Here is a 21,729-nt window from a genome sequence, read left to right as displayed (position 1 = left end):
CCCCATAGTGGCAAAAAAGCCACTTCGTGTTTCCTGATGCTTTATATCTGCTAGTTTTTTGGAAAACAGACGCTTTCTCTGCTGATTTGCGACATTACAATGGATGCGCACTAGGAAAATGGTGCAAAACATGCCAATTATGCGTTTTTTCAAAGCGTGAGACGCGCTATGGTGGAAACGTTTGATAAACTCAGCAGCATAAAACAAGGCAGCTTGACTGCTCGGTACCCATAATAAACGAGCTAACGAACAGGGTAAGGAGAAGCGCGTGGAAATACTAACTAACCTCCTAGGGGCAATTAACGGTGTCGTTTGGGGCCCGATAATGTTGGTCCTACTGCTAGGTGTGGGGATTTACTTACAGATTGGCTTGAAACTGATGCCGATTAGAAAGCTCGGTGTGGGTTTCAAACTCATGTGGAAGGGCCGCGACCCTAAGCCTAGCAAAGCAGATGCCGACCAGGCGTCTGCTGACCAAGACGGTGAGATTTCACCTTTTGATGCACTGATGACGGCGCTATCCGCGACAATTGGCACAGGTAATATCGCGGGTGTGGCAACGGCTATTGCGCTTGGTGGCCCAGGCGCGGTGTTCTGGATGTGGATCACTGCGTTAGTGGGGATGGCCACTAAATTTTCCGAAGCGGTTCTTGCTGTACGTTATCGTGAAACCGATAGCACTGGCTACCACGTCGGTGGCCCGATGTTCTATATAAAGAATGGTCTCGGTAAGAAATGGCTCTGGCTGGGGGGGCTATTCTCATTCTTTGGTGCGGTAGCGGCTTTCGGGATCGGTAATACCGTACAGTCAAACTCTGTAGCGGATGCAATGGACTCTACCTTTGGTGTTCCGCATTGGCTAACCGGCGTGATTATCATGGTGTTGGCGGGGGCTGTTATCCTTGGCGGCATTAAGCGCATTGCAAAAGTAGCCGGTAAACTAGTGCCCATCATGGGGATTGCTTACGTGATTGCCGGTCTGTTGGTATTGATCGTGAATGCAAGCCAAATTGGTGAAGCGTTTGGTTTGATTTTCTATTACGCCTTTAACCCGATGGCAGCAGCGGGTGGCTTCGCCGGTGCGGCGGTGATGGCAGCTATCCGGTTTGGTGTAGCACGCGGTATTTTCTCGAACGAAGCAGGTTTAGGTAGTGCACCCATTGCACACGCAGCAGCGCAGACCAAAAACCCGGTTCGCCAAGGTCTTATCGCCATGCTGGGCACCTTTATCGATACTATCGTCGTTTGTACCATTACGGCATTGGTTATTTTGACCTCCACGGTATGGATGGATGGTGAGGCGGGTGCATCACTGACGGCGCTCTCGTTCGATGCTGCATTGCCCGGTTTTGGTAACCAAATTGTTGCGATTGCCCTGGCTGTGTTTGCCTTCACTACCATTCTTGGCTGGTCTTTCTACGGCGAGAAGTGCTGCCAGTTCCTGTTCGGTACACGTTCGATTATGCTGTATCGCGTGCTGTTCGTTCTGGCAATCCCGCTGGGTGCGATCGCGCAGCTTGGTTTTATTTGGCTGATGGCTGATACCTTTAACGCTATGATGGCCATTCCGAACTTGATCGCGCTGGCGCTACTTTCGCCAGTGGTATTCAAACTTACCCGTGATTACTTTGCAGGCAAAGATGTGCTGCCAGGTGAAGCGCTGGATCATGATAAGTAAGCCCTATTCAACGTAATGTGGGCCGATAAGATGTAATAGAGCCGGGAAGCCAGTCATGGCTTCCCGTTTCTCTTTCTCGACCGAGGAAATCCCATGACCGACCTTAAACAGACGCCACTTCATGAATTGCATCTTTCGCTAGGAGCCAAAATGGTTCCCTTTGCGGGTTATGACATGCCGGTGCAATACCCATTGGGTGTCAAAAAAGAGCATGAGCACACACGTCAGCAATGCGGGCTGTTTGATGTTTCTCACATGGGCCAAATAGCGGTTTCTGGCGACAATGTTGCCGAAGCGCTTGAGTCACTCATCCCAGCAGACCTAGTGGGGTTAAGCAAAGGTGAACAGCGCTACGGACTATTCACCGGGACTGATGGCGGTATTATCGATGATCTAATGGCCGTCAATGCAGGCGATCATTTTTATCTGGTCGTCAATGCTGCTTGCAAAGAGCAGGATATTGCCCACCTGCGCACGAATCTTGCTGCTACTCATCACATTGAGGTACTCGACCGTGGGCTGCTGGCTCTACAAGGTCCGCAAGCCCGCGATGTCATGGAACGTCTGTGCCCCCAAGCGTGTGAGCTAACGTTTATGCAGCATGGCCGCTTCACGATGGTTGGGCAGGAAGTCTGGATTAGTCGTAGCGGTTACACCGGTGAAGATGGCTTTGAAATATCAGTGGCTTCTGATGCATGCCAGGCATTTGCAGAGCAGCTGTTAGCGGAGCCCGAAGTTGAAGCAATTGGCTTGGGTGCGCGTGACTCGCTTCGCCTAGAAGCAGGGCTGTGTTTGTACGGGCACGATATGGATATGACGACGACGCCTGTAGAAGCTGGGCTTATTTGGGCGATTGGTAAGCCTCGCCGACAGGGTGGGGAGCGTCCGGCAGGTTTCCCAGGAGCGGAGATTATTCTGCACCAAGTAGCCGCGAAAGATCATACGCGTAAGCGGGTAGGGCTAGTGGCAGAAGGGCGTGCACCAGTAAGAGAGGGCGCGCTTTTAGTTGACGCAAATGGCAATGAAATTGGTGTTGTGACTTCCGGTGGCTTTGGGCCAAGTGTTGGTAAGCCAATTGCCATGGGATACGTGGGGCGTGAATGGGAAGCACCTGAGACCACTGTTTATGCGTTGGTGAGGGGTAAGCAGCTGCCGATGGTTGTGACATCTACCCCGTTTGTGAAGCCAGGCTATTATCGCGGCTAATACCGCCACTGTTGATGAAAAAAGCCCCTGAAATTCAGGGGCTTTTTTATGTCATCTTAATACTTGTCGGGGGTCGATTGGTTTGCCGCCTTGGCGCAGGTCGAAAAGCAGGTCGTAGCGCTGTGTCGCACTGCTTTGGCCGACATCACATAGCGGGTCGCCTGCGCTTACTTGCTGGCCGACACGAACTAAAATGCGTTCGCACAATGCGTAGACGGTCTGCAGGTTGTCTGCATGATGAATAATGACAACTTCGCCAAGCTGGCGCATTCCATCGGCAAAACGTACTTCACCGGGCGCAACTGCTTGGGCTTTGGCACCTGCTTGGGTGGCCAGTAGCATAGGTTGTAGCGTGCCACGGCTATCAGCACCAAAGCGGCGCACAATCCGATAGTCCTCTAAGGGCCAGGGCCAACGACGTGCAGATGCAGGCAAGCTTGCGCTTGGCGTCGGTGCTGGCTGGCTAGTGCTGGAACTGCTAGCCCGGCTTGAGGTGGTACTGCTACTAAGCGGTACACTGACAATTTGGCCAACCCTGAGCGCTGTGGGAGAGGTGCCTGGATTGGCACTCTGTATACGCCCCGGCGTGGTGCCAAAATGACGCGCGATACTTGAGTAAGTATCGCCAGGCCGAATCTGGTAGCGATAGGGCCCGCCGGAGGGCGCTCGCTCTTGCTGGGTAGGTATTAATAAACGTTGTCCAACGTTTAAGCGTTGAGCATTTGTTCCAGGGTTGAAGCGTTCAAGACGTTCCAGAGGAACGTTTGCTCGGTTCGCAAGTTTACCCAGCGTATCGCCACGCTGTACCTCTACCCATTCACCATTTATTTGACCGGCAGTGCTGCTGGGCACAGGGTTATTTTGATCATTTGAAGAGGGAGAACCAGCACATCCCACTAACAACGTTGCTAGCAAACAGGCCGCTAACCACCGAGCTAGTCGTGATTGGTTTGCTTGGCTAGCAAGGCGTCTTTTTCCTGCCAGAGTGAATTGATCCATGCGTGGAACCGTTCCTTGTGCTGCTGTTCTTCGTGATAGTTGGCTTCGTTCATCCATTGGGGAATAGCGAGTTGCCTTGCGTTAAGTGTAATGCAAGCCTCTTTTCCGCATAGAAAACCCCAGAAAGTTGGCGTTGGATTTTCATAGCTGATGGTGACATCCAAAATGCCATCCAGTTTGTCACCAAGCAGGCTAAGTACCTGTGAGACACCACCAGCCTTGGGCCTCAGTAAGTGCCGAAACGGGCTTTGCTGTTTTTCCCGTTTTGCCACGGTAAAGCGTGTCCCCTCGACAAAATTAAATATTGCAATGGGGGCATTTCTAGCTTGTCGGCAAACACGCTCAGTTGATTCACGGTCGATAGTGGCGAGTTCAGGGTTTTTAGCAAGTTGCTCACGACTGAAGCGGCGCATAAAAGGGAATTCTAACGCCCAAAATGCCAGTCCAACGATAGGAATCCAAATTAACTGATGTTTCAAAAAGAACCGGGGCATTGGAATGCGGCGATGCAATGCCATAAACAGAATGAAGATATCTGTCCAGCTACGGTGGTTTGAAATAACCAGCCACCATTGATGTGGACTGAGTGAATCCGGAATGCTGATATTCACATCAGGCTTGATCCACCGGCGCATCCACCACAGATTTGCGCCAATCCAATTGAGCGCAACGCTGCACAGACCATTAAGAATCTTCTGTTTTTGATGTCGTCCTGGGGTGATGACCTTTAACAGCGTTAACAAAATGAGTGGCACGCCCCAAAACAGCGTCGTTAGCGTCAGCAATAACAGGCTGACGACTCCTTTGGCAGTAGACATACCACAGTTCCTTTTACGTATGATGACACCAGTGGTGCAATTCTAGCGATAGATGACCAATTTATAAGCAACCTCGCGTAAATGCTAAAGGATCACGTCCACGCTGCCCAGTATATTACCAAACCTTAGCATGCTTAACGGATGTGCTAGGGCGTCAGTGTCGGTGTGTTGATACCTTCGATTAGTACTTTGCTCAGAGCCTGTGCCGCGACAGATAACTCATGATGCGTCAGTATCCCAACTCGGCAGGCAATGCCTGGCGAGGTTAAGGGAACGCAACGAGCGCCGAGTTGGTGCATTTGCTGAATACACATGGAAGGCACGGCACTTACGCCTAAGCCATCGGCCACCATTCTACCAACGGTTGAAAGCTGATGGCTTTCAAAAGCGACCGGTAAGTCAATGTGTTGTTTGGCAAGTCCCTGCTCTAGCAATCTACGCACCATTGATGGGCGTTGAAGGGTAATAAAATCCTGTTGTAACAAGGTGGCCCAGCTCAGTGTGTTGGCCTGGGCCAAGTCTGATTGGGGGGGAACAACAGCGATAAACTGATCTTCAAAGAGTGGCGTAAACGTTAAGCTGCCGGTTCCTTCGGGTAAAAAGGCAATGCCGATTTCCACTTGGCGAGAGCGCACCATGTCGATGACTTCTTCGTTGATAACATCATGGACAGTAATATTGATTTTCGGATATTGCCGACGAAAGGTAACCAGGGCGCTAGGCAGCAAATTACACGCAAAAGAGGGCATGGCTGCTACGCTTAAACGGCCAAGCTGGAGAGTGAAGCGTTGGCGCAGTCGCTCTTCAGTATTATCCCACTGAGCAAGTAAATGCTTCGCCAGTGGGATAAGGGTTTCACCCTCAGGTGTGAGTCGGACGCTACGGGTGCTGCGTATCAACAGCTTTCCCCCCAGCGAATCTTCAAGCCCTTTGATGGCCAAGCTGAGTGCTGGCTGAGACAGGTGCAGGCGCTCACAGGCTTGGGTAAAGCTCAGGGTTTGGGCTACCGCCAGAAAAGCGCGAAGTTGCTTAACGGTCATACGGACCCTTTAATAAGTTTTTTGTATAAATTGATAAGAAAAACAAACTTAACAAATATATCATCTGGTACAACACTGGCTATACAGATCCAACCGCATCATAACGACGCGTGCAACGTACCACCGATAATAATGCGAGGCATAACAATGGCAGGATTTGATAAGCGTGTATCTTCCTATGAGGAAGCGATGGAAGGTATCGAAAGTGGCATGACCGTGATTGCTGGCGGTTTTGGCCTTTGCGGCATTCCTGAAAATTTGATCGCTGAGATTAAACGTCGGGCTGTCACTGACCTCACGGTAGTGTCTAACAATTGCGGTGCTGATGGTTTCGGACTTGGCGTGCTGCTCGAAGATCGTCAGATTCGTAAAATTCTCGCTTCTTATGTTGGCGAGAACGCAATGTTTGAACAGCAAATGCTTAACGACGAAATTGAAGTTGTGCTAACACCCCAAGGCACGCTGGCCGAGAAAATGCGCGCCGGTGGTGCGGGTATCCCTGCATTCTATACCGCCACAGGTTACGGAACACCTATTGGTGAAGGTAAAGAGGTGCGTGAATTTAACGGCCGCCACTATATTTTAGAAGAAGCCATTACTGGTGATTTCGCGATTGTTAAAGGCTGGAAAGCGGATCGCTACGGCAACGTCATGTATCGGCACACGGCACAAAACTTCAATCCTATGGCAGCCACTGCTGGAAAAATAACGGTTGTAGAAGTTGAGGAAATTGTTGAACCAGGCGAATTGGAGCCAAGCCAGATCCATACCCCCGGTATCTACGTGGATCGCATTATTCAAGGCTCATTCGAGAAGCGCATCGAAAAACGCACGGTACGTAGCTGATCGCTCTCTGGTTTAGGCATTTTCACTCAATAAGAGGTATACACCATGGCTTTAACACGTGAGCAAATGGCACAGCGCGTTGCGCGTGAACTTGAAGACGGCTTTTACGTCAATTTAGGTATCGGCATACCTACGTTGGTTGCCAACTATGTGCCGGACGGCATTGATGTCATGCTGCAGTCCGAAAATGGACTGCTGGGTATGGGGCGTTTTCCCACTGAGGAAGAAGTTGATGCTGATATGATCAACGCCGGTAAGCAGACGGTCACCGCTCGTCCTGGGGCTGCTATTTTCTCTTCAGCAGAATCATTCGCCATGATTCGTGGCGGTCATGTGGACCTGACCGTGCTGGGTGCTTTTGAAGTGGACCAAGAGGGAAATATTGCGTCATGGATGGTGCCAGGCAAGCTCATCAAAGGGATGGGTGGTGCGATGGATTTGGTTGCTGGCGCAGAAAATATTATCTGTACTATGACGCACGCCTCGAAACACGGTGAGTCCAAGTTGCTAGAAAAGTGCACGCTTCCTCTAACAGGGGCAGGTTGCATCAATCGCGTATTGACCGACCTCGCTTATTTGGAAATTAAAGACGGTGCTTTTATTCTCAAAGAGCGTGCACCGGGTGTCAGTGTTGAAGAAATTATTGAAAAAACAGCTGGTAAACTGATTGTGCCCGATCACGTTCCTGAAATGACGTTTGACGCTGAATAACCCTTAGTCGACTACTTTTAACAGGCGTGAGCTAATCTGCTCACGCCATTTCACAGCGGGTGTGGAAAGGCAGCAGGATTTCAGCAATACGCTCATGGTCGTCGCCGACATGTTTTTGCACGAGTGCTAGTCCCCCCAGACAAAGACGATGCTCATCGCCTGAGCTGAAAACGGTTTTTTGTGGCATTGCAGGATAAAATCGATGCTCAAGTAGCGATGACACGGAAAATACGCCGTTTTGTTGTCCCTCAAAACTGGGCATGCCGCATGCTTCAAGCTGACTATGCAAGGTGTCTAGGGGCTCGCCAATCGTTGAGCAGTCGAAACCTGCGTGATGCAGTCTAGGGCCCATGATCGCTAGCCAAGCAGCGAGGGGATGTGCCTGTTGTAGCTGCTGATAGAGCGCCCAAGAGGGCATTGGCCATGGGCGTCCTCGGCTTAGTAAATTTTGCCCTTGGCAATCGGCCGGGTGGCTTTGTAGCACGAGCTGCGTTAGTGCTTCGCGGGGGGCTTTTGAAAGCGTACCCAGCTGCAATTCTGCTAATACCAGCCAACTGCTATTGTCATTAGGTGCAAGTAAATGCACCAAAAGGCCTTTATCAGCCATAGCGTAATGGCCAACTGATCGGTAGCCCATATGTGCAAGGCTGGCGTTGAGCTCGCTAGCAGCAAAGGGGCCATGATTTAGCGTCACCAAGGTCAAATACTCGGCTGAGGTACTTAGTGGCCACAATCTTAGTCCGCCAAGGTCTGGGTGTGTATGTATGTAGTCCAGCCAAAGCTGTTGAACAAACTCCTCTCGCTGCATGGGGATACCCTCGCCGCCTAATCGAACGTCACATGAACTGTCATATAAGCTGTGATACTTCAGTATAGGCAAGCGAAGATTTGGTTGTTCAACGGGTGTAAACGTCAGTTTTAACGCCTGGGTTAAGAAGCCAGTAGCTGCTGTTGGCGCACAAAATGGTCGAACTCAGTAAAACCGCCTATGTGCTGCTGGTCAACAAACACTTGGGGAACGGTATGAATAGGCTTACCAGCCGTTTTTGCAATATCTTCCTTGGTAACGCCTTCTGAAGGCATATCAACGTAGCGGTAGCCTTCTATCTTTCCGTTGCTCTCTAAATGCTCTGCGAGATGTTTTGCGCGTACGCAGAAAGGGCATGACATGCGGCCAAAAATTACCACAAACATCGTAGGAACTCCTTTAGGATAAAGATCTATTAAAAATGGGTTGTCTATTGTGGCGCAGCTCATGCAGTTTGGCTAATAGCGCTACACTACACGCTTCATTAAGCCGTGTTATGGGCGAATATTTAATCATCGGAAGAGCGTATGCAAACCTTAGCTGGCCAAGAATACGCACGCTTAGCTGAATTAGCGTTGCATTATCGAGATGCGCATCTGCGCTCAATGAAGCAGACGGATCATTATAACCCTCGTCTTGGTGTTGATGCGCTGTGCTTCCAGCCTTGGGAAGAGGGGCATGCGACACTACTGGTCGGTGCGTTAATAACACCTTGTGCGATGTGGCTAGTGGCTGTGCCACGTCTGGATCAGCATGACCCCCTGGGGAGTGTATTGCGTCTCAACCTTCCTTCTGGGCACTATTCGCTTTCATGTGAACAGTTGCCCAACGGCAGCGAGCTTTATAAGCGCGTCATTCTGGAGGATCTAAGTGATCTAGAAAGTATCCAGGAAGCTGCGCGACTGGCCCAGCGCATGATGATGCAGTTAATGGCGTCTGATAAATCTTCTCCAGAGGTTGGTTAGGCAGAAATGTCTACCTCTCTCTACACTGGTGTTTTTACATTTTTACTCTGAATAATCTCAGCAAAAGGAACGTTTATGTCCTCTGAAAAAGCTGTCACACCCCGTGTTGCTGTGGTCACTGGCACTAGCAGCGGTATTGGTGAAGCGGTAGTGAAGCATTTCTGTGAGCAGGGTTTTCAAGTGTTAGCAGTAGACTTTAACCCGGCTGGAAAAGAAGTGGCTGACGCGGCTGGCGCAGCGTTTTATCAGGGGGATTTAACCGACCCCGACGCGTGCCGTGGAGCGATTGCTGATGCGGTTAAACGCTTTGGTGGCGTCGATATTTTGGTTAATAATGCAGGTATTCAACACGTCGCTTCTATTGAGACGTTCCCTGAAGAGAAGTGGCGCCAAATCATTGATTTAATGCTGACGGCGCCGTTTTTGCTTACCCAGGCAGCATGGCCACATATGCGTAAAAAAGGCTGGGGGCGTGTGATTAATATTGCGTCTGTTCATGCACAGGTGGCTTCACCAGGCAAAGCCGCTTATATCAGTGCCAAGCATGGCATGATCGGGCTAACGAAAACCGCCGCTTTAGAAGGTGGTGAGCAGGGGATTACCGCCAATACTATTTGCCCCGCCTATGTAAAAACACCGCTGGTAGATAATCAGATTGCTGACCAAGCCAAGCTACATGGGATGGATGAGCAAGAGGTGATTGAAAAAATCATGCTAAAAAACGCAGCGGTTAAGCGCTTGATCGAGCCTTCCGAGGTGGCTCAGCTAGTTGCTTACTTAGCTTCCGATGCGGCAGGCGCTGTAACGGGTGCCAGCTGGAACATTGATCTAGGATGGACCGCCCAATAGCATCACGTTGACGCCCACTCTTTGCGTCGTTGTTGCGCAAAGAGTGGACGAATTACCGACGTACCGGGCGCTTCTGTAATTTGCGTTGTAATGTGCGCCGATGCATGCCGAGCGCCCTAGCCGTGGCTGAAATGTTGCCATCATGCTCTTGCAACACCTTTTGAATGTGTTCCCACGTTATACGGTTGATAGAGGGAGGATTGTCGGCTAACTCAATATTGGGATCGCCATCCTGATGGTCAAAAGCTGCAATAACATCGTCGGCATCCGCTGGTTTGCATAGATAGTTAACGGCGCCAAGTTTGATGGCTTCTACCGCTGTGGCGATGCTGGAATACCCCGTTAATACCACAATGCGGCAATTCGGTGCGCTTGCCAACATGTCGGGCAGTAGCTTAAGCCCGGAACTATGCTCAAGTTTTAGATCGAGTGTTGCCATCGTTGGCATAAACTGCGTGATCAGCGTCATTGCTTGATCAGCATCGTGGGCAACTTGCACCTCAAAACCACGACGCGAAAGCGCTCTGCTTAGCACGTGACAAAACATTTCATCATCGTCGACGATTAGAAGGCGTTGGTCTTGCGTCTGCATGATGTCCTCGATTTTCTGGCGAATGCTCTGCGTCGCTGTTACTTATCAGGGGCGGAACAAAGCGGCAGCGTCACTTCCGTTAACGTACCGCCTTCAGGATGATTGTACAGGCTTACTCCACCACCGAAACGATTAATGGTGGCATGGGTTAAAAACAGCCCAATCCCCATGCCTTTGCTTTTGGTGGAAATAAACGTGTCGCCTAGCTGGTCAGCAATCGACATGGCGATGCCGGGTCCATGGTCGCGTATATCAATAACAACGCTTTCATCTTGCCAATCCAGTCGAATAGCAATTTGTTCCGGATTGGCGTCGGCGGCGTTATTCAGCAAATTGGTTAGCGCTTGATCTAATGTGGCATCGACGGCCAACCAGGGGCGGCCGCGTTTCTCGGCAACATCAAAAAAGTGGCTAACATCTGGCCTGATAACGAGCCAGCGTTGCACAACGGCGGCTAACCACAGTTCAGCATCCAGTATCTCTGGTTCTGCCATGCGCCGACGATCAGCCGTCGCAACAAGGTGTTGTAAGCGCGATTTGCACACGTCTACCTGCTGGCGAAGAATGGCTATATCTTGTTGCAAGGGGGAGTCATTAGGCGCGTCCTGGTACATTTCATTTAGCAGCACGGCCATGGTTGAAAGCGGTGTGCCAAGCTCATGAGCCGTGCCAGCGGCCTGAGTAGCAACGGCTAACACCTGTTCATTGCGCAAGGCCGCTTCTCGCGTGCGAGATAGTGCTTTATCTCGATTACGCAGTGCATGGGCCATTTTGTAGATAAAAAACGTGACCAGTCCGGCTGATAAGCCGAAATTAAGCCACATACCCAATACGTGAAGGCTTAGTGGGCCGTCGCTGTTGATGTGGCCCAGCTGAGGTATCGGGTGATAAAAGAACATCAGGTAGGTGTAACCTGCCATTGAACATGCGGCGATGATCCAAGCATGCCGCCAGGGGAGGGTTGCAGCGGCGATAGTGACAGGCACTAAATAGTAAGTAATAAAGGGGTTTGTTGAGCCGCCTGAAAAATAGAATAGCAGTGTTAAGCCTGCAATATCGGCCAGTAAATGAGCAAGATATTCGAAATGATTAACCGCTTTGGGTCTGCCTAAGCGCCACCATGTGACGATATTCAGTATCCCCATGGCAATCACAACACTGACGACTGCGGTCACTGGCAAGTCGAAAGCGAGCAGCTCAATGCCAACAATAATGGCCAGTAAAAAGCCGGTCCAGGTGATACCTCTGACGATCGTTAATCGAACGAGGTTACGGTTTGGCGTCGAAAGCGGGAGAGGCAGGGGGGTAGGCATAGCGTGCTTATTTGCTCGATGCTTTCACATTGTGAATAACATATTTTATAAATAACGTCATAACGAACGTCAGCCATCCCGCTGAGGCAAGCAAGTTGAATAGCAGGATTTTAGGAGGTAGCCAGGCACTGCCCAGTACGGCTTCCAACATGATATGGAAAAACATAGCGAGCAAGAGTGGTAGTGCTAGTGTATGAATCCACATGTCAGTACGGCGCTTACGTACGTGATAGCGTTTCAACAGGTAACGCAATGGACGGTGCGCCCAACCGAATAGCACGAGTGCACCAACAACGAATAGGACAGCCAGCGTCGGTTCGGTACTCCCAAAATACATTGAAAAGGATATCGACCAGGCAAGACCAAGCCAAAGTAACCCTTCAATACTGGCGACAATGTCCGCATAGCGACGCACATTCTGCATAAAAAACTGAATCCTTGACCTTACAAAGTGTCGCCATGATACGACACTTGGGAACGGCTGTGGGATGGATAGGGGAGATTTATCCGTTACCCGTATTGGGTATACTGTTCTGACCCTTTGACTAAATTCATTTCTGCACAGGACTTGCCGTGGACGCTATTACGTTGACTCGCCCCGATGATTGGCATCTTCATTTACGTGATGATGAAGCACTAAGCGCTGTGGTAGGTCATACCGCCGCCCAAATGGGGCGTGCGATTATAATGCCTAATTTAAGGCCGCCGATAACCACTACCGCGCAAGCACTAGCGTATCGGCAGAGAATTTTAGCAGCGTTGCCCGAAGGGAGTACGTTTGAACCTTTGATGACGCTCTATTTAACAGACACGACGCCTCCTGAAGAAATTGAGCGTGCTGCTGAAAGTGGTGTCGTGAAAGCCGTGAAGCTCTATCCCGCGGGCGCTACCACTAACTCTGCATCGGGCGTCACCGACATTGCCCACTGCGATGACACAATTGCGATGCTAGCAAGCGTTGGCATGCCGCTGTTGGTGCATGGTGAAGTGACCGATCATGAAATTGATATTTTTGATCGAGAAGCGGTGTTTATTGAGCAGGTGATGAAACCGCTTTTGGCTAGACACCCTAAGCTTAAGGTAGTGTTTGAGCATATTACGACCCAGCAGGCTGCCGAGTTTGTCGCAGCGGCACCTGATAACATTGCCGCTACGATTACGGCTCACCACCTGCTGTTTAATCGTAACAAAATGCTGGCAGGTGGTATTCGTCCACACTATTACTGCTTACCCATACTAAAGCGTGAGCAACATCGCCAGGCGTTGTTGAAAGCGGCGACCAGTGGCAGTCCTAAATTCTTTTTGGGCACCGATAGTGCGCCTCATGCCCAGGGTGACAAAGAGTCTAGCTGCGGCTGTGCAGGGGCATATACAGCGCCTGCTGCCATTGAACTCTATGCAGCTGCCTTCGAAGAAATGGATGCCTTGGACAAGTTAGAAGCGTTTGCCAGCCTCAATGGACCGCGTTTTTATGGATTACCGGCTAATGCTGATAGCGTGACGTTGGAGCGTCGTTCATGGAGTCTGCCAGCGCATTATCCCTATACGGCTGGTCAGCATATTATTCCATTAATGGCGGGGGAGAGCTTGGCATGGAAGCTGAAAGCGTAGCGCGTATAGCTGGATAGCAAATCAAAAAAACGGAGCCGACTGGCTCCGTTTTCTTAACGTCTATTGCTTGATCTTACCAAGCTCGATCAGCATCTGATCCACCATCCGTGATGAGTGGTCAGCCGCGATGTCTAAAAATTGCTCGAATGACAGGTGGTTGTCACCGCTGCCAGGGATATCAGACAGCGCGCGAATGACCACAAATGGGCAGTCAAAAAGATGACATGTTTGTGCAATAGCGGCGCCTTCCATCTCGACAGCTAGCATGGTTGGAAACTGTTCACGGGTAGTCGCGACACGAACAGGGTCGGCCATAAAGGCATCGCCTGTGGCGATGAGCCCCTCACGTACATTGACTTCACCTAATGCGGCAATGGCGTTGCGGGCAATATCACGAAGTTGTTTGTCTGCTTGGTAGGCTGCCGGCATGCCAGGTACCTGACCAAGCTCATAGCCAAAGACCACTGCGTCAACGTCATGATGGCGAACTTCATCCGAAATAATCACATCACCAATAGCAAGATCGCTCGCAAAGCCGCCTGCGGAACCGGTGTTAATGATCGCATCAGGCTGGTGCCGCTCAAGTAAAATCGCGGTGCCTACCGCCGCATTGACCTTGCCTATCCCCGACTGCAGCACAATAATTTCCAAGCCGTGACGGGTGCCCGTATAAAAAACGAAGCCAGCATGCTCGTAGCGTTCAGCGCCTTCTAGCTGTCCTGCCAGTATGTTTACTTCCTGCGCCATCGCGCCGATGATTCCAATACGTTGCACTCGTGATTACTCCTTAAGAAATCGTTAACGGCAGTGGTGTGGGTAACACTACTGCTCTAGGCCTTTGTCGTGCCGTTCAGCGGCTTCTAGCGTGTTTTCAAGTAGCGTGGCAACGGTCATCGGCCCAACGCCGCCAGGCACGGGTGTAATGAAGCTAGCGCGTTCTGCTGCGGCTTTAAAATCAACGTCACCAGTGAGCGTGCCGTCTTCTTGGCGATTAATGCCAACGTCAATCACGATGGCACCCGGCTTGATCCATTCCCCTTTGACAATGCCGGGTTTGCCGACAGCGACAACAACCAAGTCAGCGCGGCGCACGTGTGACTCAAGCTGTAGAGTGAAGCGGTGGCATACCGTTGTGGTGCAACCTGCCAGCATCAACTCCAACGCCATTGGCCGACCGACAATGTTGGACGCGCCGACTACAGTGGCATCTAACCCCCGTACGGCAATGCCGCTATGGGCGAGCATGGTCATAATGCCTTTCGGTGTGCAGGGCCTGAGTGAGGGCATACGTTGCGCCAGGCGACCAATGTTGTATGGGTGAAAACCGTCGACGTCCTTGTCTGGGCGAATGCGTTCAAGAATAGGGCGAGAGTCTAAATGCTCTGGCAATGGCAGTTGAACAAGAATGCCGTCAACCGTTGCATCGTTGTTTAACTGATCGACCAGTGCTTCCAGTTCATGCTGCTGCGTATCAGCGGGTAGCGCATGTTGAAAAGAGTGGATGCCTGCCTGCTCACAGGCGCGGTGTTTGTTGCTGACATAAACATGGGAGGCTGGGTCTTCCCCGACCACAACAACAGCTAGTCCAGGTGCCCGCGCGCCAGCTTGCTGGCGCGCGCTGATTTTCTCGGCAACTTGCTGGCGGACATTAGCGGCGATGGCCTTGCCATCGATAAGTTGGGCGGTCATGTAATAGAATCCCTGTGAAGGTTAGAAACGAAGCTTAGTGACTATGTCTAGGCCGTGGCGTTTAAAGTATGGGAGGGCGGCGCGTGAGCATCGTACCCGAACCTCTGTTGAACACCGATACTTAAACCTCGCTATCTATAACTCAGCACCTAGAATTGTGTGGCTGAGCGCAGGAGGTCACTGGCTTTCGAGAAGGGCTGATTTTCGCATGCTAGGACGACAAGGCAAAGCTTCTAACGAATCAATCACTTTAGGTGTTGACTTTAAACTCAGAAATAGTAATATATGCCTCGCTTGAGACGGGACATGCAGCAGCGTCTAAGGTAAGAAATCGGGATGTAGCGCAGTCTGGTAGCGCGCCTGCTTTGGGAGCAGGATGTCGGGGGTTCGAATCCCTCCATCCCGACCACATACCTAGCGCGGAAGGTGGTAACTTGCTTTTCCGAACATTGGTTGTGGTCAAGTGCTCATCAGTATTCAGTCTCTTAGAATGCTTTATGTGCGCCCATAGCTCAACCGGATAGAGCAACGGCCTTCTAAGCCGTAGGTTGCGGGTTCGAGTCCTGCTGGGCGTGCCATTAAGGCTTTTTAGTGGACGCATTCGGTAAGACATGTAAGTCAGTACTTCATCAATGGTGGATGTAGCTCAGTGGTAGAGCCCCGGATTGTGGCTCCGGTGGTCGTGGGTTCGATCCCCATCATCCACCCCATTTGATGACTCGTATTAGATTCTAGTTTTAGGTTGTGGTGGATGTAGCTCAGTGGTAGAGCCCCGGATTGTGGCTCCGGTGGTCGTGGGTTCGATCCCCATCATCCACCCCATTAACCTTGATATTATCCTCAAAAAAATCCTCTCGCGTTATTATTACTTTTCCCCTTTATTAATTATTTTGTTTGAAACCAAGCTGACCTATGTTCGGCTTTTTTGCGTTTTGCTCGCTCGTGTTTTAAACCTCTTTCACCTTATTTGCTACGCAATGCCTTTCCTGGGTTTTGCCTTTGATTCATTTCTTGCCCGAAAAATGTCTCTCTACCTGAAATTGTTGCGAAATTTTCCTAGGCTTCTTATCGCGATGCCGCCTTAGTAGGGGGGCAGGCCTACGCTTGATGAACCGCTTAAAAAGGTCTTTAGTAAGAAACGCTGGTGCATTTTGATGGCTTTGGCGATACGTGCAGTGAAGTCATCTATATTATTTTTTAATGCGATATTTGTTGCTGCTTTTAGGTCTGAAAACAGTTTTTTAAGCTATGTTAATGCTGTTTGGATAGTGATATTTTTTAACGAGTTGTTTGTTGAAAACAATCATTTGAACTGTAGGCAGTATTTTCTTTTACGGAGTGCAACGCAATGGCGCGTCAAACGGTGGTGTTAGGGGCAGGTATGGTCGGTGTCAGCATTGCATGGCACCTGCAGCAGCGTGGTCATCAAGTAACGCTGGTTGATCGCCGCCAACCTGGTCGTGAAACCTCTTTCGGCAATGCTGGCATTATCCAGCGCGAAGCGGTTCGTCCTTATGCTTTCCCGCGGGATATGAAAACCATCCTGAGCGTGCTGCCAAACAAGCGTGTTGATATTCGTTATCGGCCTGCCGGCATGATTAATGCTGCTTCGCCGCTGTTGAGCTACTGGCATAACTCTTCCAGCCGACACTATAAAAAAATAGTGCCTGAATATGCGTCATTGATACAGCTCTGCTTGAAGACTCACGGCCCCATGATTGAAGCGGCAAAGGCTGATCATTTGGTTCGCAGGGAAGGCTGGTTGGAAATTTATCGCACGCCTGAAGAATTAGCAAAACGTGTAAAAGAAGCGCAAGACGCCCGTGATAATTTTGGTGTTCAGTTTGACGTTTTGGACCGCGCTGCATTAGAGGCTAAAGAGCCAGATTTAGGTAGTGATATTATTGGTGCTATTCACTGGCTTGACCCCTGGACAGTTGCCGACCCGGGTGGGCTGGTTGCCGCTTATGCGGATGCTTTTGTCCAGCAGGGCGGACGTGTTTTGCAAACTGATATTGAGGGGCTGAAGCAACAAGGAGAGCGCTGGCAAGTCGATACGGCTGCTGAGTGCCTAGAAGCAGATGAGGTTGTCGTTGCACTAGGTCCATGGGCAGGTAGCTGGCTGAAAGGCTTAGGTTATCATTTCCCGACCTTTGTTAAGCGTGGCTATCACATGCACTACGCCACACAGCCTTCTAAAAAGCTTCATTACTGGTTAATGGATGCGGAAGTGGGTTACTTGCTTGCCCCCATGAATGCAGGCGTTCGGTTAACCACCGGGGCTGAGCTTGACCGGCTTGAGTCGCCAGCAGATGAGCAGCAGTTAGCGGCTGCAGAAAAAGTTGCGCGCACGATATTCCCCCTCGCTGAGCGTCGCGACGCCTCTGCTTGGAAAGGCGCGCGGCCATGTTTGCCTGACATGAAGCCTGTTATAGGGCCGGCTCCCAAGCATCGTGGTCTGTGGTTAGCTTTTGGACATGGGCATCAGGGATTTACCCTAGGTCCTGCTACCGGGCAATTGCTGGCGGATATGATAGAAGGTAAGCCGACAGAGATTGATATGGCGCCTTTCAGGGCTGACCGTTTCTAAATCAGTGGGTAGCTGTTGACATAGTACTGTTGGCTAAGTACTTAGTGGGAGAGGTGCTTGGTAGTAAAGCATGATGTTTGCTATCTTGGTGCAACATATCGCAATCGTGAGGTGGAAGATGGATGTTGCCGTAAGCAACGCAGTGAGCACCGCACTCTATATGAATCAAGCACAATCTGCTGAACAAGCACAGATGCAGCTTTTTAAGCAGGCTCTTGATATGCAAGCACAGCAAGTGTCGGAAGTGCTTGCCTCTGCTAATATGGGCGCTCAACCAAGCCTTGCCCAAGAAGGCAGCGTGGGGACTCAGGTCAATACTTACGCCTAGCCAAATAAACGTCAGTACGAGAAAAGCGCCGACAAGTTCGGCGCTTTTTTTCAATTTCCCTTCACTACCCTTTTAGCGGTTGCTCTAGCTCCTCTTTTTACGACGCTAGTGCCTACATTCTTGATTCCCCCTTTGCTATCCATGGTATGCCGCAGCGGCCTAGTTGCGTTACCATATATCCATGTAAACGCCGATATTTAAGGCGCCATCCCAGTCATAACGTTGCACCATTTTTAGAGAACTCCATGTCTGACGCCAAATTAGCGCGCGAAGCAGAACTACGCCGTACGTTTGCGATTATTTCGCACCCCGACGCTGGTAAAACCACCATCACCGAAAAAATGCTGTTATTCGGAAATGCTATTCAGTTAGCTGGCTCTGTTAAGAGCAAGCGTAATGATCGCCATGCCACATCAGACTGGATGAAGATGGAGCAAGAGCGCGGGATCTCGGTCACGACGTCGGTGATGCAGTTCCCTTATGGTGGGCGTATCGTGAACTTGCTGGATACGCCGGGGCACGAAGACTTTTCTGAAGATACTTACCGTACATTAACCGCGGTGGATTCCGCGTTAATGGTGATTGATGGTGCGAAAGGTGTTGAAGATCGTACCATTAAGCTGATGGAAGTCTGCCGTTTGCGCACCACGCCTATATTAACGTTCATCAACAAGATGGACCGCGATATCCGCGACCCCATCGAAGTCATGGACGAGGTCGAGACAGTACTGAACATCCAGTGTGCGCCGATGACATGGCCGATTGGCATGGGACGGCACTTTAAGGGCGTGTATCACCTCTATAACGATGTTATTCATCTGTATACCCAGGGGCAAGGCAGCCGTATTCCAGATGACAAGCGAATTGAGGGTTTAGATAACCCGGAAGTTGACGCTGTACTTGGTGAAGAGCAGGCCGAAGAGTTGCGCATGGAAGTCGAATTGGTGCGTGGTGCTTCCCATGAGTTTGATCTTGATGCCTATCGCCGTGGTGAGCTGTCGCCCGTGTACTTTGGTACCGCAATGGGTAACTTCGGCGTACGCGAAATGATGGACGGGTTTGTTGAGTACGCGCCACCGCCCCAGCCACGCCAGACAGACATCCGCGAAGTAACCGCTCAAGATGATCGCTTTACTGGGTTCGTATTTAAAATTCAGGCGAATATGGATCCGAACCATCGTGACCGTATTGCTTTTTTGCGTGTCTGTTCCGGTAAGTACGAAAAGAATATGAAGATGCGCCACGTGCGGATAGGCAAGGATGTGAAAATTGCCGACGCCCTAACGTTTATGGCGTCAGACCGTTCTCAAGTAGAGGAAGCCTGGCCAGGCGATATTATCGGCCTGCACAATCACGGCACGATTCAGATTGGTGATACCTTCACCGTTGGTGAAGATATGCGTTTTACCGGCATTCCTCACTTTGCGCCAGAGTTGTTCAAGCGTGTTCGTTTAAAAGACCCGTTGAAAATGAAAGCGCTGCAAAAAGGGCTCCAGCAGCTCTCTGAAGAGGGCGCTACGCAGGTCTTTATGCCGATGGATAACAACGACCTGATTCTTGGTGCTGTCGGTACGCTGCAGTTTGACGTTGTTGCTCACCGTTTGAAGGAAGAGTACAAAGTTGACTGTCTGTATGAAGGGGTCAATGTACAAACCGCACGCTGGGTCTATTGCGAAGACGCCAAGATGTTGGAAGAGTTTAAGCGTAAAGCGAGCTCCAACCTTGCTATCGATGGCGGCGGCTACCTGACGTATATCGCACCAACGCGGGTCAACCTGCAGATGACCCAAGAGCGCTGGCCAGATATTCGTTTCCAGCCCACTCGCGAGCACTGATCATACCTTTCTTACTATAGTGACTTCCTTGCTATGTTGATTGATGCCCACTGCCACCTGGATTTCGAGGTGTTTAACGATGATCGCGATGCGGTCATCGAAAATGCCAAGGCAGTGGGTGTCAAACACTTTGTTGTGCCATCAACGACGCGCTCTCTATGGCCAAATGTGCTGGCGCTTGGTGCGCGTAAGGAGGTAAGTAGTTGTGTTGGCCTTCACCCTTACTTCATTGATCAACACGTTAACCACGATTTAGTCGCCTTGGAGCAGCTTTTAGCTGAGCAGAAAGTCGAAACCGAAAAACGCGTTGTGGCAATAGGTGAGTGCGGTATCGATGGCCGCTTTACGGAGTCATTAGATAAACAGTGGGCCTATTTCGATGCGCAGCTCGGTCTAGCAAAGCAGTTCGCTTTACCTGTTGTGGTGCACTGCGTAAAAGCCAATGATCAGGTAAGCAAATGCCTACGCCAGCTGACGCTTCCCCGTGGTGGGCTTATCCATGCGTTCGCAGGGTCTTATGAGCAGGCCGCTAAGTTTCTCGATCTAGGCTATACCCTGGGGTTGGGAGGGGCGATTACCTACGAGCGCGCGCAACGATTGCGTAATGTGGTGTCACGCTTACCTGACGATGGCTTTGTGTTAGAAACTGACAGCCCCGATATGCCGCTTAGCGGCTATCAGGGGCAACGTAATGAACCATGCAGAGTTGCAAAGGTGGCTGGTGTAGTAGCAGAACTCCGGAACCAGCCATTTGCAAAAATTGCGGCACACAGCAGCGCGAATGCTATTCGCTTATTTCAGTTGCCACATTGCAATTCCTACTAGGCAGTTAGGCTGCTGGCTAGCTGTTCAGGATCCAGGCGCTCAACAGTATAGGGCAGCTCGCAGAGCGTTATCAGATGCCCTTGCCAATAAAGGGGCGAGAGCGCTTCAATCGCTTTAGTATTCGCAACGGCGAGCATTTCAATTTGCTGCTTGTCACTAAATGCGCTGCTAACGATTTCACCGACGGTTTTATCCTGCTCATCCACTAGCGTGTCACCGACCTGGGGTAAGCTGTTAACACTAGCGGTAACGCGCACTAAGCGTTTTTTCACTTGGCCCCGGAAATGCGCCCGTGCAACGACTTCTTGTCCTGTATAGCAACCTTTTTTAAAGCTAATTCCCCCAAGTGCTTCCCAATTCAACATTTGTGGGAGGAAGTGATCTTGCTGTGGGGCTGTTAACCACGCCAAACCACTGCGGATATCTGCTAATTGCCACGTGTTAAGCGCCTCTTCATCATCATTTATTTCAATAGCGCTCTGTTCAGCAGAATCTTCTATGCTGATTAACCAACGCCCGCTACCTGGCTGGCATAAGGCCGTCGCTTGGGCATTGCTGTGATGGGTATAAGGTTGATCAGGAAGCGCTAAACCAAACGCTTGAGCAACCCCGTTGGCACTTTCGCTGGCGCCTACGATAAGCATCGATGACTGAGCCTGCAATTCGACGCGATAAAAAGCGGCAAATTTGGCTAAATGACTGGCGAGCATATCGATCAATGAGGTGCTCAACAGTAGCCTATAATGGTCGTTGCTGATTTTTAGTAATTGAGCATTGGCCAGCATTCTTCCCTTTGGTGTGCAAAAGCAGGTAAGAGGCGCAAAAAAACCATTGGCTAAGCTAACCTGTGCGCTTGTTTGCCCTTGCAGGAATTTCTCAGCATCTGCACCTTTGACATCTAAGGCGGCGAGGTGAGGCAAACGGACGCAGCCATTCATCTTGAGTAACGAAGAGACAGTCGCCATATAGACTCCATAAGGGAAGATAGGGTAAACGTAACATAATCGCATTTGTATCAAAGGTGCG

The 21,729-nt window shown here is 50.6% G+C and carries 22 protein-coding genes and 4 tRNA genes; 15 read left to right on the top strand and 11 right to left on the bottom strand.

All coding sequences use genetic code 11. The annotated features are described in order from the left end of the window. Nucleotides 1-268: 268 nt before the first annotated feature. Nucleotides 269-1,678: a sodium:alanine symporter family protein gene (locus tag NDQ72_10505; protein WKD26510.1), complete on the top strand. Its 1,410-nt coding sequence runs from the start codon at nucleotides 269-271 to the stop codon at nucleotides 1,676-1,678. Nucleotides 1,679-1,771: 93 nt separating this feature from the next. Continuing rightward, complete coding sequence (gene gcvT, locus NDQ72_10500; GenBank protein ID WKD26509.1) at nucleotides 1,772-2,884, top strand: glycine cleavage system aminomethyltransferase GcvT; 1,113 nt, start codon at nucleotides 1,772-1,774, stop codon at nucleotides 2,882-2,884. 51 nt (nucleotides 2,885-2,935) lie between these two features. Here the strand turns inward: gcvT and NDQ72_10495 are convergent, their stop codons facing one another. The 3 genes from NDQ72_10495 to NDQ72_10485 form a co-directional block, all read right to left on the bottom strand. Next, entirely contained in the window at nucleotides 2,936-3,736 is an 801-nt protein-coding gene (locus NDQ72_10495) for a LysM peptidoglycan-binding domain-containing protein (GenBank protein WKD30379.1), read from the bottom strand. Nucleotides 3,737-3,819: 83 nt separating this feature from the next. Then, entirely contained in the window at nucleotides 3,820-4,701 is an 882-nt protein-coding gene (locus tag NDQ72_10490; GenBank protein WKD26508.1) for an acyltransferase, read from the bottom strand. Between the two features lie 146 nt (nucleotides 4,702-4,847). Next, nucleotides 4,848-5,741 carry a LysR family transcriptional regulator gene (locus NDQ72_10485; GenBank protein WKD26507.1) on the bottom strand — a complete coding sequence of 298 codons (894 nt, stop codon included), beginning with the start codon at nucleotides 5,739-5,741 and terminating at the stop codon, nucleotides 4,848-4,850. Between the two features lie 147 nt (nucleotides 5,742-5,888). Between NDQ72_10485 and NDQ72_10480 the strand changes: the two genes are divergently transcribed. Continuing rightward, a complete protein-coding gene (locus NDQ72_10480; GenBank protein ID WKD26506.1) occupies nucleotides 5,889-6,587 on the top strand; it encodes a CoA transferase subunit A in 699 nt (232 codons plus the stop codon). Nucleotides 6,588-6,632: 45 nt separating this feature from the next. Beyond that, on the top strand, nucleotides 6,633-7,298 hold the full coding sequence (locus tag NDQ72_10475; GenBank protein ID WKD26505.1) for a CoA transferase subunit B: 666 nt from the start codon (nucleotides 6,633-6,635) through the stop codon (nucleotides 7,296-7,298). 40 nt (nucleotides 7,299-7,338) lie between these two features. Here the strand turns inward: NDQ72_10475 and NDQ72_10470 are convergent, their stop codons facing one another. After that, nucleotides 7,339-8,106: a DUF1338 family protein gene (locus NDQ72_10470; protein WKD26504.1), complete on the bottom strand. Its 768-nt coding sequence runs from the start codon at nucleotides 8,104-8,106 to the stop codon at nucleotides 7,339-7,341. Nucleotides 8,107-8,228: 122 nt separating this feature from the next. Next, on the bottom strand, nucleotides 8,229-8,492 hold the full coding sequence (locus tag NDQ72_10465) for a GrxA family glutaredoxin (GenBank protein WKD26503.1): 264 nt from the start codon (nucleotides 8,490-8,492) through the stop codon (nucleotides 8,229-8,231). 141 nt (nucleotides 8,493-8,633) lie between these two features. Between NDQ72_10465 and hybE the strand changes: the two genes are divergently transcribed. After that, the gene (hybE, locus tag NDQ72_10460) at nucleotides 8,634-9,071 is read left to right on the top strand and encodes a [NiFe]-hydrogenase assembly chaperone HybE (GenBank protein ID WKD26502.1); all 438 of its coding nucleotides are present in this window, start codon (nucleotides 8,634-8,636) and stop codon (nucleotides 9,069-9,071) included. A 75-nt stretch (nucleotides 9,072-9,146) separates the two neighbouring features. Further along, on the top strand, nucleotides 9,147-9,920 hold the full coding sequence (locus NDQ72_10455) for a 3-hydroxybutyrate dehydrogenase (GenBank protein WKD26501.1): 774 nt from the start codon (nucleotides 9,147-9,149) through the stop codon (nucleotides 9,918-9,920). 52 nt (nucleotides 9,921-9,972) lie between these two features. Here the strand turns inward: NDQ72_10455 and NDQ72_10450 are convergent, their stop codons facing one another. From NDQ72_10450 to NDQ72_10440, 3 genes are read right to left on the bottom strand one after another with little or no spacing between them, the layout of a single operon-like run. After that, nucleotides 9,973-10,512 (bottom strand): response regulator transcription factor, encoded by a 540-nt coding sequence (locus NDQ72_10450; protein ID WKD26500.1) that lies wholly within the window; start codon nucleotides 10,510-10,512, stop codon nucleotides 9,973-9,975. Nucleotides 10,513-10,550: 38 nt separating this feature from the next. Then, nucleotides 10,551-11,825, bottom strand: coding sequence for an ATP-binding protein (locus NDQ72_10445; GenBank protein WKD26499.1), 1,275 nt, complete (start codon nucleotides 11,823-11,825; stop codon nucleotides 10,551-10,553). Nucleotides 11,826-11,832: 7 nt separating this feature from the next. Next, nucleotides 11,833-12,249: a hypothetical protein gene (locus NDQ72_10440; GenBank protein ID WKD26498.1), complete on the bottom strand. Its 417-nt coding sequence runs from the start codon at nucleotides 12,247-12,249 to the stop codon at nucleotides 11,833-11,835. 149 nt (nucleotides 12,250-12,398) lie between these two features. Here NDQ72_10440 and pyrC point away from each other — a divergent pair, with 149 nt between their 5' ends. Beyond that, nucleotides 12,399-13,436, top strand: coding sequence for a dihydroorotase (gene pyrC, locus NDQ72_10435; GenBank protein WKD26497.1), 1,038 nt, complete (start codon nucleotides 12,399-12,401; stop codon nucleotides 13,434-13,436). Between the two features lie 60 nt (nucleotides 13,437-13,496). Here pyrC and mtnN read toward each other — a convergent pair whose 3' ends face one another. Together mtnN and folD are read right to left on the bottom strand one after the other, a co-directional pair. Next, entirely contained in the window at nucleotides 13,497-14,210 is a 714-nt protein-coding gene (mtnN, locus tag NDQ72_10430) for a 5'-methylthioadenosine/S-adenosylhomocysteine nucleosidase (protein ID WKD26496.1), read from the bottom strand. A 48-nt stretch (nucleotides 14,211-14,258) separates the two neighbouring features. Next, the gene (folD, locus tag NDQ72_10425) at nucleotides 14,259-15,125 is read right to left on the bottom strand and encodes a bifunctional methylenetetrahydrofolate dehydrogenase/methenyltetrahydrofolate cyclohydrolase FolD (protein ID WKD26495.1); all 867 of its coding nucleotides are present in this window, start codon (nucleotides 15,123-15,125) and stop codon (nucleotides 14,259-14,261) included. A gap of 332 nt (nucleotides 15,126-15,457) precedes the next feature. On the opposite strand from folD, the gene NDQ72_10420 reads away from it, so the two are divergent. The 8 genes from NDQ72_10420 (at nucleotide 15,458) to NDQ72_10385 (ending at nucleotide 20,703) form a co-directional block, all read left to right on the top strand. Then, nucleotides 15,458-15,534 (top strand) — tRNA-Pro (locus NDQ72_10420). 92 nt (nucleotides 15,535-15,626) lie between these two features. Then, nucleotides 15,627-15,703, top strand: a tRNA-Arg gene (locus NDQ72_10415). A 57-nt stretch (nucleotides 15,704-15,760) separates the two neighbouring features. Beyond that, a tRNA-His gene (locus NDQ72_10410) sits at nucleotides 15,761-15,835 on the top strand. A gap of 37 nt (nucleotides 15,836-15,872) precedes the next feature. After that, nucleotides 15,873-15,947, top strand: a tRNA-His gene (locus NDQ72_10405). Nucleotides 15,948-16,473: 526 nt separating this feature from the next. Beyond that, the gene (locus NDQ72_10400; GenBank protein ID WKD26494.1) at nucleotides 16,474-17,715 is read left to right on the top strand and encodes an FAD-binding oxidoreductase; all 1,242 of its coding nucleotides are present in this window, start codon (nucleotides 16,474-16,476) and stop codon (nucleotides 17,713-17,715) included. A gap of 118 nt (nucleotides 17,716-17,833) precedes the next feature. Continuing rightward, nucleotides 17,834-18,043, top strand: coding sequence for a putative motility protein (locus tag NDQ72_10395; protein ID WKD26493.1), 210 nt, complete (start codon nucleotides 17,834-17,836; stop codon nucleotides 18,041-18,043). A gap of 245 nt (nucleotides 18,044-18,288) precedes the next feature. Beyond that, nucleotides 18,289-19,878, top strand: coding sequence for a peptide chain release factor 3 (locus NDQ72_10390; GenBank protein ID WKD26492.1), 1,590 nt, complete (start codon nucleotides 18,289-18,291; stop codon nucleotides 19,876-19,878). A 33-nt stretch (nucleotides 19,879-19,911) separates the two neighbouring features. Beyond that, on the top strand, nucleotides 19,912-20,703 hold the full coding sequence (locus NDQ72_10385) for a TatD family hydrolase (protein ID WKD26491.1): 792 nt from the start codon (nucleotides 19,912-19,914) through the stop codon (nucleotides 20,701-20,703). On the opposite strand, the gene NDQ72_10380 is transcribed toward NDQ72_10385, so the two are convergent. Next, nucleotides 20,700-21,668 carry a folate-binding protein gene (locus tag NDQ72_10380; GenBank protein WKD30318.1) on the bottom strand — a complete coding sequence of 323 codons (969 nt, stop codon included), beginning with the start codon at nucleotides 21,666-21,668 and terminating at the stop codon, nucleotides 20,700-20,702. The genes NDQ72_10385 and NDQ72_10380 overlap by 4 nt on opposite strands. Between the last annotated feature and the right edge of the window lie 61 nt (nucleotides 21,669-21,729).

Origin of the sequence: Halomonas sp. KG2 (genome assembly GCA_030440445.1) — a bacterium.
GTDB lineage: Bacteria > Pseudomonadota > Gammaproteobacteria > Pseudomonadales > Halomonadaceae > Vreelandella.
The sequence above is the reverse complement of the archived record's forward strand: the minus strand, read 5'-3'. Positions and strand labels throughout refer to the sequence as shown.

Excerpts from the sequence above, each read along its gene's own strand:
- NDQ72_10455 (WKD26501.1), top strand. The coding sequence starts at position 9,147 with ATGTCCTCTGAAAAAGCTGTCACACCCCGTGTTGCTGTGGTCACTGGC.
- folD (WKD26495.1), bottom strand. The coding sequence starts at position 15,125 with ATGACCGCCCAACTTATCGATGGCAAGGCCATCGCCGCTAATGTCCGC.
- NDQ72_10380 (WKD30318.1), bottom strand. The coding sequence starts at position 21,668 with ATGGCGACTGTCTCTTCGTTACTCAAGATGAATGGCTGCGTCCGTTTG.
- NDQ72_10395 (WKD26493.1), top strand. The coding sequence starts at position 17,834 with ATGGATGTTGCCGTAAGCAACGCAGTGAGCACCGCACTCTATATGAAT.
- NDQ72_10485 (WKD26507.1), bottom strand. The coding sequence starts at position 5,741 with ATGACCGTTAAGCAACTTCGCGCTTTTCTGGCGGTAGCCCAAACCCTG.
- NDQ72_10450 (WKD26500.1), bottom strand. The coding sequence starts at position 10,512 with ATGCAGACGCAAGACCAACGCCTTCTAATCGTCGACGATGATGAAATG.
- NDQ72_10445 (WKD26499.1), bottom strand. The coding sequence starts at position 11,825 with ATGCCTACCCCCCTGCCTCTCCCGCTTTCGACGCCAAACCGTAACCTC.
- NDQ72_10480 (WKD26506.1), top strand. The coding sequence starts at position 5,889 with ATGGCAGGATTTGATAAGCGTGTATCTTCCTATGAGGAAGCGATGGAA.
- gcvT (WKD26509.1), top strand. The coding sequence starts at position 1,772 with ATGACCGACCTTAAACAGACGCCACTTCATGAATTGCATCTTTCGCTA.
- NDQ72_10465 (WKD26503.1), bottom strand. The coding sequence starts at position 8,492 with ATGTTTGTGGTAATTTTTGGCCGCATGTCATGCCCTTTCTGCGTACGC.
- NDQ72_10400 (WKD26494.1), top strand. The coding sequence starts at position 16,474 with ATGGCGCGTCAAACGGTGGTGTTAGGGGCAGGTATGGTCGGTGTCAGC.
- NDQ72_10475 (WKD26505.1), top strand. The coding sequence starts at position 6,633 with ATGGCTTTAACACGTGAGCAAATGGCACAGCGCGTTGCGCGTGAACTT.
- NDQ72_10440 (WKD26498.1), bottom strand. The coding sequence starts at position 12,249 with ATGCAGAATGTGCGTCGCTATGCGGACATTGTCGCCAGTATTGAAGGG.
- NDQ72_10390 (WKD26492.1), top strand. The coding sequence starts at position 18,289 with ATGTCTGACGCCAAATTAGCGCGCGAAGCAGAACTACGCCGTACGTTT.
- NDQ72_10490 (WKD26508.1), bottom strand. The coding sequence starts at position 4,701 with ATGTCTACTGCCAAAGGAGTCGTCAGCCTGTTATTGCTGACGCTAACG.
- hybE (WKD26502.1), top strand. The coding sequence starts at position 8,634 with ATGCAAACCTTAGCTGGCCAAGAATACGCACGCTTAGCTGAATTAGCG.
- NDQ72_10385 (WKD26491.1), top strand. The coding sequence starts at position 19,912 with ATGTTGATTGATGCCCACTGCCACCTGGATTTCGAGGTGTTTAACGAT.
- NDQ72_10470 (WKD26504.1), bottom strand. The coding sequence starts at position 8,106 with ATGCAGCGAGAGGAGTTTGTTCAACAGCTTTGGCTGGACTACATACAT.